The sequence below is a fragment of the Streptomyces chumphonensis genome, assembly GCF_014779715.1.
Lineage (GTDB): Bacteria > Actinomycetota > Actinomycetes > Streptomycetales > Streptomycetaceae > Streptomyces > Streptomyces chumphonensis.
The window spans coordinates 675,377-689,435 of sequence record NZ_JACXYU010000001.1; the positions used below are offsets into that span (position 1 = coordinate 675,377).

15 protein-coding genes are annotated in these 14,059 nt (G+C 75.1%); 6 read left to right on the forward strand and 9 right to left on the reverse strand.

Annotated elements, in window-relative coordinates:
- Nucleotides 1-12 precede the first annotated feature (12 nt).
- Both IF129_RS02720 and npdG read right to left on the reverse strand, forming a co-directional pair.
- Entirely contained in the window at nucleotides 13-231 is a 219-nt protein-coding gene (locus IF129_RS02720; protein ID WP_381480250.1) for a hypothetical protein, read from the reverse strand.
- Nucleotides 232-282: 51 nt separating this feature from the next.
- A complete protein-coding gene (gene npdG / locus IF129_RS02725) occupies nucleotides 283-972 on the reverse strand; it encodes an NADPH-dependent F420 reductase (RefSeq protein ID WP_191207763.1) in 690 nt (229 codons plus the stop codon).
- A gap of 112 nt (nucleotides 973-1,084) precedes the next feature.
- Between npdG and IF129_RS02730 the strand changes: the two genes are divergently transcribed.
- Nucleotides 1,085-2,356 carry an MFS transporter gene (locus IF129_RS02730; protein WP_318153506.1) on the forward strand — a complete coding sequence of 424 codons (1,272 nt, stop codon included), beginning with the start codon at nucleotides 1,085-1,087 and terminating at the stop codon, nucleotides 2,354-2,356.
- A gap of 18 nt (nucleotides 2,357-2,374) precedes the next feature.
- Here the strand turns inward: IF129_RS02730 and IF129_RS02735 are convergent, their stop codons facing one another.
- On the reverse strand, nucleotides 2,375-2,638 hold the full coding sequence (locus IF129_RS02735) for a hypothetical protein (RefSeq protein WP_191207765.1): 264 nt from the start codon (nucleotides 2,636-2,638) through the stop codon (nucleotides 2,375-2,377).
- 75 nt (nucleotides 2,639-2,713) lie between these two features.
- Here IF129_RS02735 and map point away from each other — a divergent pair, with 75 nt between their 5' ends.
- The 3 genes from map (at nucleotide 2,714) to IF129_RS02750 (ending at nucleotide 5,819) form a co-directional block, all read left to right on the forward strand.
- Nucleotides 2,714-3,571: a type I methionyl aminopeptidase gene (map, locus tag IF129_RS02740; RefSeq protein ID WP_191207766.1), complete on the forward strand. Its 858-nt coding sequence runs from the start codon at nucleotides 2,714-2,716 to the stop codon at nucleotides 3,569-3,571.
- Between the two features lie 114 nt (nucleotides 3,572-3,685).
- A complete protein-coding gene (locus tag IF129_RS02745) occupies nucleotides 3,686-4,666 on the forward strand; it encodes a hypothetical protein (RefSeq protein WP_191207767.1) in 981 nt (326 codons plus the stop codon).
- A gap of 130 nt (nucleotides 4,667-4,796) precedes the next feature.
- A complete protein-coding gene (locus IF129_RS02750; protein WP_191207768.1) occupies nucleotides 4,797-5,819 on the forward strand; it encodes a TerC family protein in 1,023 nt (340 codons plus the stop codon).
- Nucleotides 5,820-5,831: 12 nt separating this feature from the next.
- On the opposite strand, the gene IF129_RS02755 is transcribed toward IF129_RS02750, so the two are convergent.
- Nucleotides 5,832-6,575: a bifunctional DNA primase/polymerase gene (locus IF129_RS02755; RefSeq protein WP_191207769.1), complete on the reverse strand. Its 744-nt coding sequence runs from the start codon at nucleotides 6,573-6,575 to the stop codon at nucleotides 5,832-5,834.
- A gap of 118 nt (nucleotides 6,576-6,693) precedes the next feature.
- Nucleotides 6,694-7,305, reverse strand: coding sequence for a TetR/AcrR family transcriptional regulator (locus tag IF129_RS02760; protein WP_191207770.1), 612 nt, complete (start codon nucleotides 7,303-7,305; stop codon nucleotides 6,694-6,696).
- A 150-nt stretch (nucleotides 7,306-7,455) separates the two neighbouring features.
- Between IF129_RS02760 and IF129_RS02765 the strand changes: the two genes are divergently transcribed.
- Together IF129_RS02765 and ddaH are read left to right on the forward strand one after the other, a co-directional pair.
- Nucleotides 7,456-7,632 (forward strand): DUF6243 family protein, encoded by a 177-nt coding sequence (locus IF129_RS02765; protein WP_191207771.1) that lies wholly within the window; start codon nucleotides 7,456-7,458, stop codon nucleotides 7,630-7,632.
- A gap of 84 nt (nucleotides 7,633-7,716) precedes the next feature.
- Nucleotides 7,717-8,526 (forward strand): dimethylargininase, encoded by an 810-nt coding sequence (gene ddaH, locus IF129_RS02770; RefSeq protein WP_345602219.1) that lies wholly within the window; start codon nucleotides 7,717-7,719, stop codon nucleotides 8,524-8,526.
- Between the two features lie 99 nt (nucleotides 8,527-8,625).
- Here the strand turns inward: ddaH and IF129_RS02775 are convergent, their stop codons facing one another.
- The 4 genes from IF129_RS02775 to IF129_RS02790 form a co-directional block, all read right to left on the reverse strand.
- The gene (locus tag IF129_RS02775) at nucleotides 8,626-9,666 is read right to left on the reverse strand and encodes a small ribosomal subunit Rsm22 family protein (protein ID WP_191207772.1); all 1,041 of its coding nucleotides are present in this window, start codon (nucleotides 9,664-9,666) and stop codon (nucleotides 8,626-8,628) included.
- 82 nt (nucleotides 9,667-9,748) lie between these two features.
- Entirely contained in the window at nucleotides 9,749-10,828 is a 1,080-nt protein-coding gene (locus IF129_RS02780; RefSeq protein WP_318153508.1) for a serine hydrolase domain-containing protein, read from the reverse strand.
- Entirely contained in the window at nucleotides 10,810-12,183 is a 1,374-nt protein-coding gene (locus tag IF129_RS02785) for a multidrug effflux MFS transporter (RefSeq protein ID WP_191207774.1), read from the reverse strand. The genes IF129_RS02780 and IF129_RS02785 overlap by 19 nt, the downstream gene beginning before the upstream one ends.
- 166 nt (nucleotides 12,184-12,349) lie before the next feature.
- Nucleotides 12,350-13,984: an alkaline phosphatase D family protein gene (locus IF129_RS02790; RefSeq protein WP_191207775.1), complete on the reverse strand. Its 1,635-nt coding sequence runs from the start codon at nucleotides 13,982-13,984 to the stop codon at nucleotides 12,350-12,352.
- Nucleotides 13,985-14,059 lie beyond the last annotated feature (75 nt).

The following is a 14,059-nucleotide window of genomic DNA, read 5'->3' on the forward strand; positions in this document are numbered from 1 at the left end:
CACCCCGGGCCCTCAGGCGTCCCGGGGGCGCTCACCCGCCGCCTCGCGGTCCATGCGGGCCTTGCGCCAGTAGAAGTAGGCCATGTTGGAGGAGACGCCGGCCATCAGGAGCCACACCACCCCGAGGAAGCTGCCGTTGACGAACGACAGCACCGCGGCCACCGTGGTGAGCACACAGACGAGCACGGCGTACAGGGCGATGCGGGGCATGGGGTGGGGCTCCAGGTTCACGCGGTCGGTCTTGCGCCTACGGCTCCCATTGTCCCCCATGCCCCCGGGCCGTCAGAGGTCGGTGAGGCGCAGGCCCGCGTGGGCCTTGTAGCGGCGGTTGACGGAGATCAGGTTCGCCACCAGGGACTCGACCTGGTGGGCGTTGCGCAGCCGGCCGGCGAAGACGCCGCGCATGCCGGGGACGCGGCCGGCCAGGGCCTGCACGATCTCGCAGTCCGCGCGGACCTCGCCGAGCACCATGACGTCCGTCTCGATCCGCTCGATCGCCGGGTCGCGCAGCAGCACGGCCGACAGGTGGTGGAACGCGGCCGTCACCCGGGAGTCCGGCAGCAGTGCGGCGGCCTGCTCGGCGGCGCTGCCCTCCTCGGGCACGAGTGCGTAGGCGCCCTTCTTGTCGAAGCCCAGCGGATTGACGCAGTCCACGACGAGCTTCCCGGCCAGCTCCTCGCGCAGGCCCTCCAGGGTCGCCGCGTGGCCGTCCCAGGGGACGGCCACGATCACCACGTCACCGCGCCGGGCGCACTCGGCGTTGTCGGCGCCCTCGACGCCGTGCCCGATCTCCTCGGCCGCACCGCGGGCGCGGTCGGCCGCGCGGGAGCCGATCACCACCTTCTGCCCGGCCTTCGCCAGCCGGTAGGCCAGGCCGCGTCCTTGGTCTCCGGTGCCCCCGAGCACGCCGACGGTGAGCCCGCTGACGTCCGGGAGGTCCCACGGGTCCTTCTTGGGTGCAGGTGCAGTCATGCCCCGATCCTGCCAGGCCCGGTGCGGCGGGACGGCGAACCCCCCGGGGCCCGCCGGGCCGCGCCGTAATCCGGTTGCCGGACGCCGCTGCCGGGCGCGAACATGGCCGGTCGTGCCCGCCCTCCTGCCCGACCTCGCCCCCTGGCGCACGTCGCCCGACTTCCGGGCCCTGTGGTGGGCCGGTGCCGTCGCCACCCTGGGCAGGGGCTTCACCGCCGTCACCCTGCCCTTCCAGCTCGCCCAGCTCACCGGGTCGCCGCTGGCCGTCGGCCTCATCGGCGTCGTCCAGCTCGTGCCGCTCGCCCTGTTCGGGCTGGTCGGCGGCGCGCTGGCCGACGCCGTCGACCAGCGGCGGCTCGTCCTGTGGGCGGAGGCGGGGCTGGCCTGCGTGGCGGGGCTGCTCGTCGTCAACGCGGTGCTGCCGGTGCCGCTGGTGTGGCCGCTGTACGCGGCGGCGGCGCTCTCCAGCGCGCTGACGGGCCTCCAGCAGCCCGCCATGAGCGCGCTGGTGCCCCGCGTCGTCGCGCACGGCCAGCTGTCGGCCGCAGCCGCGTGGAGCGCGCTGCGCTGGCAGCTCGGAGCGGTGCTCGGCCCGTCGCTGGCCGGGCTGGTCGTGGCGTGGGCCGACATCGGCACGGCCTACGCGGTGAACCTGCTGGGCTGCGGCCTCGCCCTGCTCCTGGCCCGGCGGCTCTCCCCGTCCCCGGCGCGGCCGGGCGCCCGGCGGGTCTCGCCGCGCGGCATCGCCGAGGGCGCCGGGTACGCGTGGCGGCGCAAGGAGCTGCTCGGCACCTACCTCGTCGACCTGGCCGTGACGTTCTTCGCCTTCCCGATGGCGCTCTTCCCGTTCCTCGCCGAGGATCTCGGAGCGACGTGGGCCCTCGGGCTGATGTACGCGGCCCTGCCGGCCGGCTCGGCCGTCGTCAGTCTGACCAGCGGCTGGACGGCGCGGGTGCACCGGCACGGGCGCGCGGTGGTCTGGGCGGCGCTGGGCACGGGGGCCGCCACCGCCGGGGCCGGCTGGGCTGCGGGCTCCGGTCTGCTGTGGCCGGTCCTGCTGCTGCTCGCCGTCGCGGGGGGCTTCGACATGGTCAGCGGCGTCTTCCGGCACACGCTGTGGGACCAGTCCGTCCCGGACGCGCTGCGCGGACGGCTGGCGGGCATCGAGCTGCTGTCGTACGCCGGGGGGCCGCAGCTCGGGCAGGTACGGGCGGGCACGATGGCGGACCTGACGTCGGTGCGCGCCTCGGTGTGGGCGGGCGGGCTGTTGTGCGTCGGGGCGGTGGGCCTGCTCGTGCTGTGCCTGCCGAGGCTGCTGGGCTACGACGCCAGGACCGACCGGTACGCCCGGGCCGTCCGGGAGGAGCGGGCCGCGGGGGCGTGACGGCGGGGCGTCGGGGCGTCAGCGGCCGGGACGGGCGTCGGGGCCGTCATCGGGGCCGTCGTCGGGGTCGTCGTCGGGGTCGTCGTTCCAGGCGGGGTCGGTGCGCCACTCCTCGTTCCGCTCCCGCGCCGTGTCCATCGCGTGGGCGGCCTCCGTCCGGCTGGGATAGGGGCCGAAGCGGTCGGCGGCACCGCACTGCGGGCCTTCCTCGACCGTGCCGTGCTTGAGGCAGTAGTACCATTCGCCCGGTTTGCCCGGGGTCCTGCGCTTGAAGAGAGCCATACCGGCATGCTGCCCCACCCGCGCCCGCCCCACCACGTCGGTCACCGCCCGGACGAAACCCCTAGACTCGCCCCCATGTCCAGCCAGTCTCTGCTCGTTCCCGGCACCCTGTCCCCGAGGCGTGTCGTCCCGGCCTCCATCGCGCGCCCCGAGTACGTGGGCAAGGAGGCGCCGACGCCGTACACCGGGCCGGAGGTGCAGGACGCCGAAACGATCGAGCGCATGCGGGTGGCCGGACGCATCGCGGCCGGCGCCCTGGAGGCGGCGGCGGAGCACATCGCGCCGGGCGTCACGACGGACGCGCTGGACGAGGTCGTGCACACCTACCTGTGCGACCACGGCGCCTACCCCTCGACGCTGGGCTACCGGGCCTTCCCCAAGTCGCTGTGCACGTCGGTCAACGAGGTCATCTGCCACGGCATCCCCGACTCGACCGTGCTGCGCGACGGCGACATCGTCAACCTGGACGTGACCGCCTACATCGGCGGGGTGCACGGCGACAACAACCGGACCTACCTGTGCGGAGAGGTCGACGAGGTCTCGCGGCTCCTGGTCGAACGCACCGAGGAGGCCCTGAACCGGGCGATCAAGGCCGTGCGTCCGGGCCGGCAGATCAACATCATCGGCCGCGTCATCGAGTCCTACGCCCAGCGGTTCGGCTACGGCGTCGTGCGCGACTTCACCGGCCACGGCATCAACAGCGCGTTCCACTCCGGGCTGATCATCCCGCACTACGACGACCCCCGGGCGACGACCGTGATGCAGCCCGGCATGACGTTCACCATCGAGCCGATGCTGACGCTCGGCACCCACGAGTGGGACATGTGGGAGGACGGCTGGACGGTCGTCACCAAGGACCGCAGGCGCACCGCGCAGTTCGAGCACACCCTCGTCGTGACGCCGACGGGCGCGGAGATCCTGACGCTGCCCTGAGCCGCGCCCCGTGGCAGGGCCGCCCCCGCCCGGCGCGGGAGCGACGGACGGGTAGGGTGCCGCCGTGCGGCGGACGGAACCGACGGAAGCCGGGGTCTCGGGGAGGGCACGGGCATGAGGGCGTGGGTGCGTGCGGCGGCGGTCACGGCGGCGCTGGCGGGCATGGTGGCGGGACTGACCGGCTGCATGACGGTCCACGGCGAGACGGCGATCGTCGCGGCGACGACGGAGGCCGAGGCCGGGAAGGCGCTGGAGCGCTACGTCCGGGTGACGAACGAGGCGCACGCCGCGTTCGACGCCGACCTGGCCACCACCGTCCAGAGCGGCTCCCTCGGCGACATGGAGCGGGCCTCGCTGACCGCGCGGAAGGCCGTGAGCCCCGAGGGCGACGCGGAGTTCGAGCCGCTGGAGCTGGGTGAGGCCGAGTTCCACATCCCCCGGCAGGCGGGCTGGCCCAAGTACTTCCTGGCCTCCGCGCCCGGCCGGGTCGGTGACACCGAGGCGCACTGGCTGGTCATGTTCTCGCGCGGCGGTGTCGACGCCGACTGGAAGGCGTCCTACCTCACGGTGCTGGCCCCCGAGGACGTCCCCGCGTTCGCACGGGACGAGGACGGCTACGCCGAGCCGCTGCGGGCGGACGCGGAGGACGACCTGTTCGTGCAGCCCGCCGAGCTCGGCGAGAAGTACACGGACTTCCTGCGGACCGGAAAGGGCGCGGTCTTCGCGCCCGGGCCGTCGACGACCGAGCGGCGCGAGACGCGGGCCGAGGCGGCGAACCGTCCGGCCGCCCGCAACGAGTGGGACGACAGCCCCGCCGATCCCGAGCGGTACCCGGTGACGGGCCTGTACACCGAGGGCGGCGGCGCGGTGGTGTTCTTCACCGTGCACCAGCACACCAAGCAGACGGTGGCCGACGGCTACACGCCGACCGTCGACCCGCTGGTGGAGCCGCTGCTCAAGGGGGAGGCGAAGCGGTCGCTCACGCAGTCCTACCTCTACCAGCAGCTCGTCACCGTGCCCGAGGAGCCGCTCCCCGGGGCGCGCGTCGACTTCCTGGGGCAGCGGTCCGCGCTGGTCTCCGCCGAGGGCGCCTGAGGCCGTCCGCGCGGCCGGGACGACGGGCCACGGGGCGACGGGGGGGGCGCACCGCAGCGAGCCCGCTTGGCGCCGCCGCGCCGGGGTACCAGGATCAGCGTTCCGCTCATCGAAGGAAAAGGGAGGACCGGTGCTGGACATCAGCACACTCACCTGGACGGTCACCGTCGGCCTGATCCTGGTGCTCCTCGCCGTGGACCTGATCCTGGCCGCGGCGCGCCCGCACCGGGTCGGCTTCGGCGAGGCCACCGCGTGGTCGGTGTTCTACGTGCTGGTCGCCGTGGCCTTCGGGGTCTGGTTCGCCCTGCGGTACGGCGGGGACTTCGGCACCGAGTACTTCGCCGGGTACATCGTCGAGAAGAGCCTGTCGGTCGACAACCTGTTCGTCTTCGTCATCATCATGACGACCTTCGCCGTTCCGGAGGAGCACCAGCACAAGGTGCTCACCTTCGGCATCGTGCTGGCCCTCGCCATGCGGGCGGTCTTCATCGCACTCGGCGCGACCCTGCTGGCGCTGTTCTCGTTCATGTTCCTGCTGTTCGGGCTGTTGCTGATCTACACGGCCGTCCAGTTGTTCCGGCACCGCGACGAGGACCCGGACGTCGACGACAACGTCATGGTCAGGGCCGCCCGCCGGTTCCTGCCGATCACCCCCGACTACGTGGGCGGCCGGCTCACCACGCGCGTCGAGGGGCGCCGGATGGTCACCCCGCTGTTCATCGTCCTGCTCGCCATCGGCAGCATCGACCTGCTCTTCGCGCTCGACTCCATCCCGGCGGTGTTCGGCGTCACGCAGGAGCCCTACATCGTCTTCGCCGCGAACGCCTTCGCCCTGCTCGGTCTGCGCGCGCTGTTCTTCCTCGTCAAGGGCCTGCTGGACCGGCTGGTCTACCTCTCGGCCGGACTGGCCCTGATCCTCGCCTTCATCGGCGTCAAGCTCATCCTGCACTGGGCGCACGTCGACCTCAGCGAGAGCGTCCCCGAGATCTCCACGCCGCTCAGCCTCATCGTGATCGGCGGGGTGCTGGCGGTCGTCACCGTGGCCAGCCTGCTGAAGACCCGGCGCGACCCGACGGCCACGGCGCACGCCGGCTCGCTGCGCGCCCACCCCCCGAAGGCCGCCGCGTCCGAGCGGGAGGACGGCGCCCGCTGACGGCGCCGCCGGTCAGCGGGCGGGCCAGGCGGCGGAGCCGTGGAAGTCCGGGTGGTCCTGGGCCGCGTCGGAGCCCGCGTAGGCGGCGCACGCGTCGGTCAGGGCCTCCAGCAGCGACAGGGGGTCGGGCAGCGGGCGCTCCGGCGCCCGCACCCACGCGACCTCCGGCCGGTGGACGCCCGGCAGCCGGGCCGGGGGGACGAGGACGTAGCTGCCCCGGCAGTGCCAGCGCAGGCCGGGGTGCTCGTCCATCGTCTCCGGGTGGCAGTCCAGCTCGCAGGGCCACCACTCGTCCTCGTCGTCGGGGGTGCGGGTGGTGGTGAAGAAGAGCAGCCGCTCCTCGCCGAGGACGGCCACCGGTCCCGTCTCCACGCCCTCGCTCTCCAGCCGCTCCAGGGCGGCGAGACCGGGTTCGTAGGGCACGTCGAGCACGTCGTGGACGATGCCGGTGGCCGTGACGAAGTTGGCCTCCGGGCGGCTGCGGGCCCAGCCCAGGACGGTGTCCGGGTCGCTGCTCGCCTGGGTCCGCCAGGCGAAGGACAGCGGGTGCCGGGCCGGGGTGGGGCAGCCGATGCGCTCGCAGGAGCAGCCGTACCCCTCGGGGTGGGCGGCCAGGGCGAGCGGGAATCCGGCGGCGGCGGCCGCGAGCAGCAGGTCCTCCCGCGCCCGCGCCTCCTGCTCCGCCCGCGTGACGGCGTTGCGCGCCCGGCGCCGCAGCCACCAGGAGACCCTGCCTTCCCGGCCTTCCCGTTCCATCCGCTCTCCCTCGCTGCCCGGGGCGCCCGCATCGCGTCCTGATGGTCCGCTGAATCCTCCGAGGATACGGAACGTGGGGCCATGTCCGGGAATCCGGCCCGGTGCCCCCTCGGCGCGGTCAGGAGTCGCGGGGGCGCAGACCGGCCAGGACGGTGTCGACCAGGGCGTCGGTGAAGGCGTGGGTGAGGCCGCCGGAGCGGGAGAGCCAGCGGGCGAAGAAGGGCCCGGTCAGCAGCTCGACGGCGACGTCGAGGTCGGTGCCGGGGGCGATCTGGCCGGCCTCCCGGGCGGAGCGGAGCCGGTCCCGGTAGGCCGCCAGCCCGGGTTCGTTCAGGCGCTCGGTGAACTGCCGGGAGAGGTCCGGGTCCAGGGCGCCGGCCACGGCCAGGGCCCGGTAGGGCGCCTCGAAGGCGGGGTCGTCGAACTCGTCGACGGTCGCGCGCAGGACGAGCTTGAGATCGGCGGCGAGGTCCCCGGTGTCGGGCAGGCCCGCCGCGTACTCCGGGTCCTCGGTGCGGGCGGTGAAGGCGTCGAGCAGGACGGCGGCCTTGGAGGGCCACCAGCGGTAGATGGTCTGCTTGCCGACGCCGGCCCGGGCGGCGATGGCCTCGATGGTCAGCCTGTGGTAGCCGACCTCGCCGACGAGGGCCAGGCTGGCGTCGAGGATGGCGCGCCGGGACCGTTCGCTGCGGCGGCCGGCGTCGGGGGTGCGGGCGGGTGTCCGGGGCATGGGGGCACGGTAGCAGCCCAAAGACGAGACGAACCGTCTTGACGAGACGAACCGTCTCGTTGCATGGTGGACGGGTCGCCGCACCGGCCCTCCCCGGACCGGTGGCGCGGCCACGCGGCGACGAACGCACCCGAAGGAAGGAGTCGCCCCATGAGCTCTGCACGCGGCAAGGACCTGCTCGGCGTCGGAGGCCGCCGGAACCACCTGTCCCGCAAGGCGCTCTCGGGCGCCGGAGGCAAAGGCGCGGGCGCCGGGCGGGGCGGCCCCCAGGACGTCATGGCCGCCCGGCGGGAGCTGGTACGCAGACTGCGGGAGGGACGCGGGTAAATCATCCGGAAGGATCAATGCGTTCTCGTTCCCCACGGTGGACCATGTGGTCACCAGTCCACGGCGACCCCGTGAGGAGCTCCCTTGTACGCAGCCCGGCGCTACCTGATGTGCCCACCGGCACACTTCCGTGTCACGTACTCCATCAACCCCTGGATGGACCCCGGCAAGCCCGTGGACCTCCCGCTCGCCGTCGCGCAGTGGGAGGTCCTGCGGGACCGCTACCGGGCCCTCGGCCACACCGTCGAGGAACTGGCGCCCGACCCGGGACTGCCCGACATGGTCTACGCCGCCAACGGCGCCACCGTCGTCGACGGACGGGTGCTCGGCGCCCGGTTCGCCCACCCCGAGCGGGTGGCGGAGGCCGCCGCCCACCGCGCGTGGTACCGGGCCCACGGCTTCGGGGAGATCCGCGAGCCGGACCACGTCAACGAGGGCGAGGGCGACTTCGCCGTGACCGCGTCCTGGCTGCTCGCCGGGCGCGGGTTCCGCAGCAGCCCGCTCTCCCACCCGGAGGCGCAGGAGTTCTTCGGCCGCCCGGTCATCGGCCTCGACCTGGTCGACCCGCGCTACTACCACCTGGACACCGCGCTGTGCGTGCTGGACGACGGCTCCGACAGCGAGGTGATGTACTACCCGCCCGCGTTCTCACCCGGCAGCCGGGCCGTCCTCGCGGGGCTCTTCCCCGACGCGATCCTGGCCTCGGAGGCCGACGCGCTGGCCCTGGGCCTCAACGCGGTGAGCGACGGCCACCACGTCCTGCTGCCCCAGGCCGCCACCGGGCTCTTCGACCCGCTGCGCGAGCGCGGCTACGAGCCCGTCCCCGTCGACCTGACCGAGCTGCTCAAGGGCGGCGGCAGCGTCAAGTGCTGCACCGCCGAACTACGGGCCTGACGGACGCGGTACCGCCGCCGGCCTGACGGCGGCACCACCTCCGCACCCACCGGGGCCCGGCGCGCCGTCCGGCGCCGGGCCTCCGCGTGCGGCCCCCGCTCAGTCCTCCGACGCGGGCCAGGGATCGCCCCAGTCGGTGTCGCGGGCCCGCCGGTAGGCGTCGCGGTGGCGCTTGGTGACCGTGGTGCGCGTCAGCTCCCCCTCGGGCGTGCACAGGTCCAGCAGGACCTGGCCCTTGCGGATCTGCGGCCTGCGCACGACGCGGGACGCCACCGCCTCCCCCGGCGGCACGTCCCCCGGCGGCACGTCCCCTGACGGCGCGTCCCCTGACGGCGCCTCCCTCGACAGCGTGAGCTCCGGGCGGACGGCGGCCACGTAGCTGTACTTCTCGTCCTCGTAGGGCAGCGTCGCGCCCTTGACCCTGCGGTGCAGGGACGAGCGGCTGACGCGGGCGGCGAAGTGGCACCAGTCGCGGCCGGGCTCGACGGGGCACCGGGCGTCGTGCGGGCAGGGCGCGAGGACCGTCAGCCCCGCCGCGAGGAGGTCGTCGCGGGCGGCGCGGACGCGCAGGTAGCCCTCCGGGGTGCCCGGCTCCACGAGGACGACCGCCCGGCCGGAGCGCGCCGCCGCCGCGACGACCTCGGCCCGGTCCGCCTCCGTCAGCTCCCCGAGGACGTAGGAGACGGTGACGAGGTCCGCCGGCGGCGGCTCCTCCCCGCCCGCCAGCCGGGCCCGCCGCCAGCTCACGTCCGGCAGCGCGGCGCGGGCCAGCTCCGCGCCCAGGGCCAGGGCCGGTTCGGCCCAGTCCAGCACCGTGCTCGCGCAGCCCTGCGGCCACGTCCCGGCGACGGCCCAGGTCGCGGCGCCCGTCCCGCCGCCCAGGTCGGTGTGGGTGGCCGGGGACCACCCCGGCAGCCGGGCGGCCAGCGCCGCGAGCGCCGCCGAGGCGGCGCCGTAGGTCGCGGGCATCCGGTAGGCGGCGTAGGCGGCGGCGTCGACGGCGTCGCGCAGGACCGGGGCGTGGGTCTGGGTGGCGCCCCGGTAGCTGGCGATGAGCCGTTCGACGGCCGCCGTGGCCTCCCGGGGCGGCAGGCCGTCCAGGAGGGCGTCCAGGGCGGCGCGGAGGTTCTGCTCGTGCACGGTGCCAGGGTAGGCCGGACGGGCGGCGGGCGGCGCACCGGTCGCCGCCGGGGCCCGGCTCACCGCGACCGTCCGCGTCGGGTCAGCGCACCGCGCGGGCCAGGTGGGTGGCGGCGGTGGCGCGGGGCGTGCTGTCCGGGCGCGCGGGCCGGAGCGGGTGGACGGTGGTCGCGAGGAGGACGAGGAAGGTGTCCGTCGCCCGGTCCAGCACCAGGCTCGTGCCGGTGAAGCCGGTGTGTCCGGCGGCGCCCCGCCCGGCCAGCTCGCCCATGAACCAGGGCTGGTCGACGGCGAACCCCAGGCCGGGCGCGTCCAGCAGCAGGGCCACCGACTCCGGCGCGAGCAGCCGGACGCCGCCGAGCGTGCCTCCGGCCAGCAGCGCGCGGCACAGGACCGCCAGGTCGCGGGCGGTGGCGAAGAGGCCGGCGTGCCCGGCGACGCCGCCGAGCGCGTGGGCGTTCTCGTCGTGGACGACGCCGCGCAGCAGCCCCCGGTCGGACTTGGCCACCGGCCGCCGCTGGTCCTCCGTGGCGGCGGCCCCGGCGACCGGCCCGTACCGCAGCCCGGGCAGACCGAGCGGGCCGCTCACGTGCTCGCGGACGAGGACGTCGAGCGTGCGGCCCGCGGTGCGTTCCAGCACGGCCTGGAGGGCGAGGAGGTTGAGGTCGGAGTAGCAGGGGCCGGTGGCGGTGGGCGGCTCCGCCCACAGCAGCTCCCACCCGTGCCCCTCGTGGAACGGCAGCTCGGGGCGCAGGCCGGAGGTGTGGGTGAGGAGCTGCCGCACGGTGACGCGGTCCTTGCCCGCCGCGCCGAACTCGGGGACGTGCGCGGCCACGGGGTCGTCCAGGCGGAAGGCGCCGAGCTCCATCCGCCGCACGGCGACGACGGCGGTGACGAGCTTGGTGAGGGAGGCCAGGTCGAACGGGGTGTCCACGCGGGCGGGCAGCGGGGCGGCGGCGGGCGTCCCGGCGGCGTCCCAGCGCAGGGCCCATCCCGTCGCGTGCTCCACCGCGAGGTACGGGCCGCGCCCGGCCGCCACCACGGCCGCCCCGCACCAGCCACGGGACGGCAGGGCGTCCACGTGGCGCACCAGGGCGGCCAGTTCACCGGCGTCCAGACCGGCCTGCCGCGCGGAGCCGGGCGTCAGCCCCGGCGGCGCCACGGGCGGCACATCCCCACGAAACCGGCGGTGGCCAGGGCCAGGGCCGCCACCTGCACGACGGCCATCGGCACCGCCGTGTGCTCCCCCGCGATGCCGACGAGCGGCGAGGCGACGGCGCCGACGAGGAACGGCGTCGTGCCCAGCAGGGCGGAGGCGGAGCCGGCCGCGTGCCCGGCCCGCATGAGCCCCTGCGAGTTGGCGTTGGGCAGGACCAGGCCCATGCCGGACATCAGGACGAACAGTCCCGCCGCGACGCCGATCAGGCCCGGCTCCCCGAACACGCCGGAGGTCATCAGCAGCAGGGCGACGGCGGCCGCGCCGGTGATACCGAGCCCGACGAGCAGGACCCGGTCCAGGTCGCAGCGGCCCACGAGGACCTTGCCGTTGAGCTGGCCGAGCGAGATCAGACCGATGGAGTTCACCATGAACAGCAGGCTGAACGTCTGCGGGGAGGCCCCGTAGATCTCCTGGACGACGAACGGCGAGGCCGCGATGTACGCGAACAGCGCGGCGAAACCGAGCGAGCCGGCGATGAGGTAGCCCACGAACGCGCGGTCGGCGAGCAGCCCGCGCATGGCGCGCAGCGCGGTGGGCAGCCCGCCCCGGTGCCGGTCGGCGGGGGCGAGCGTCTCCGGGAGGTACCGCGCGGTGACGAGGGTCAGCACCAGGCCGACGGCGGCCAGCGCGACGAACGTGCCGCGCCAGTCGGTGACCCGCAGCAGCTGGCCGCCGAGGACGGGGGCCAGGACGGGGGCGGCACCGGAGATCAGCATGAGGGTGGAGAAGAACCGGGCCATGGCCAGGCCGTCGAACAGGTCGCGGACGACGGCGCGGGCGATGACGATGCCCGCCGCGCCGGTGAGGCCCTGCACCAGCCGGAAGACCGTGAGCATCTCGACGCCCGACGCGAGGGCGCAGGCGGCGCTCGCGGCGACGTAGCAGGCCATGCCGACCAGCAGCGGCCTGCGGCGCCCGAACTGGTCGCTCATCGGGCCGACGACGATCTGGCCGAGGGCCAGGCCCAGCAGGCAGGTGGTGAGGGTCAGCTGGGCCTGGGCCGCCTCGGTGCCCAGGGCGTCGGCCACCTGCGGGAGCGCCGGCAGGTAGAGGTCCATGGTGAGGGCGGGCAGGGCGGTGAGGCTGCCGAGGACCAGCGTGAGCAGCAGCCCCGCCCGCTGGGCGCGGGTGAGCTGCGGCTCCTTGGGGACCGCTCCGGCGCGCGCGGGGGCGGCCTGCGCGGGGACGACGGGCCGCCCGGAGGCGTCCGTCGCGGAGGTGGCGGGAGGGACGGAGGGGGTCGTCGCGGGGGCGACGGACGGCGGGGCGGCCGGACTGCACGGGCCGGGGTCGGACATGCACCTCTCCAGGTTTTGTTGACGGCGCACACATTCTCCCAGGCGCACCGCCCCGACCCCAGCCGTCCGGGGCATGCGACCGATCACACCGGGCCCGGACGTCGCGTTCTCCCGGCGTCCCGGTCACCCCGCGCGCGGGGTGGCCGGGACGAGCGCCGAACCGGCGTCAGGCGGGGCGCAGCCCCGGGTCGCCCGCCGCCGAGACGAACGACGCGGCCGTCGTCACGGGCGCGCCGGGCGTCGTCACGTGCGACACCGTGCGGTAGTCGGCGCGCAGTTGACGCTCGTCGAGGGTGAGCAGGGTGTAGCCGCGGCGCCCGTCGTAGAACCGCAGGTGCGGGTTGGCGGCCATGAGCGTCTCCCAGTTGGCGGGCCGCTCCCGGCCGTCGCCGCCGCTGGAGACGGACGTGGTGACCACCTCGACGCCGACCGTGCGGGACGACGGGTCGTCGAAGTCCCGCTTGATGTCCAGGCCGTAGTGCACGTGGACGTCGCCGGTGAGCACCGCGAGGTTGCGCAGGCGCGCCGACCCGGCGGCGCGCAGCACCCGCTCGCGGGCGCCGGGGTAGCCGTCCCAGGAGTCCATGGACAGCGGCCAGGGGCCCTCGACGCGGTTGCGGCGGCGGGCGAAGACGACCTGCTGGGCCAGGACGTTCCAGGTGGCGTCGGAGGCGCGCCAGCCGTCGGCCAGCCAGCGCTCCTGGGTGGCTCCGAGGAGCTGGCGCGCGGGGTCCTGCGACGCGGGCGTGGGGACCTTCCAGCCGTCCCCGTTGGCCTGGTCGTCGCGGTACTGCCGGGTGTCGAGGACGTCGAGCTGGGCGAGCCGCCCGAACCGCAGCCGCCGGTAGAGGGTGAGGTCGGGGCCGTGGGGGCGCTGCGGCCGGCGCAGCGGCATGTTCTCCCAGTACGCGCGGTAGGCGGCGGCCCGGCGCACGAGGAACTCCTCGGGCGGCACGCTGTTCTCGGGGATGTCCCCGGCGTAGTTGTTCTCCGTCTCGTGGTCGTCCCAGGTGACGATCCAGGGCGCGGCGGCGTGGGCGGCCCGGAGGTCCTCGTCGCGCTTGTAGAGGGAGTACCGCAGCCGGTAGTCCTCCAGGGTGACGGTCTCCCGGGCGAAGTGGTCGGGCAGCCGCCGGTCGCCGGTGTACCCGCGCGCGCCGGCGGCGGCGCCCACGGCGTACTCGTACAGGTAGTCGCCGAGGTGGATGACGGCGTCGAGGTCCTCCTCGGCCGCCAGGTGCCGGTAGGCGGTCCAGTAGCCCTGGTCGTAGCGCTGGCAGGCGGCGAGGGCGAAGCGCAGCGCGTCCGGACCGGTGCCCGGCGCCGGGGCGGTGCGGGTACGGCCGACGGGGCTGAGGTGGGCTCCCGCGCGGAAGCGGAAGTAGTAGTCGGTGCCCGCCCGCAGCCCGTGGGGCTCGACGTGCACGGCGTGGTGGTACTCGGGGTGGGCGACGGCGGTGCCGCGCCGGGCAATGCGGCGGAACCGCGCGTCGTACGCCATCTCCCAGTGCACGGGGACGGGCCGCGCGGGCATCCCGCTGTCGGGCTCGAAGGGGTCCGGGGCCAGCCGGGTCCACAGCACGACGGACCCGGGCAGGGGGTCGCCGGAGGCGATGCCGAGGGTGAAGGGGTCCCGGGGGAACTTCGCCTCGCGCAGGTCGGTGGCGGCCCGCGCGGTGTCCGGAAGGTTGGTGGCGAAGGCGAGGGCGGCGGCCGCGCCGGTCACCGTCAGAAACCGGCGGCGGCCCACGTGGCGGGCTGCGGCACGGAGTTCGCTGTCTGCGCTCCCTGAGTGCGTCATGCGGAGCAGTGCAGCGGATCGGAGCGGCGCACCGTTGGCACGTACGCGACAAGCACATGGCCATCGGTTGACGTC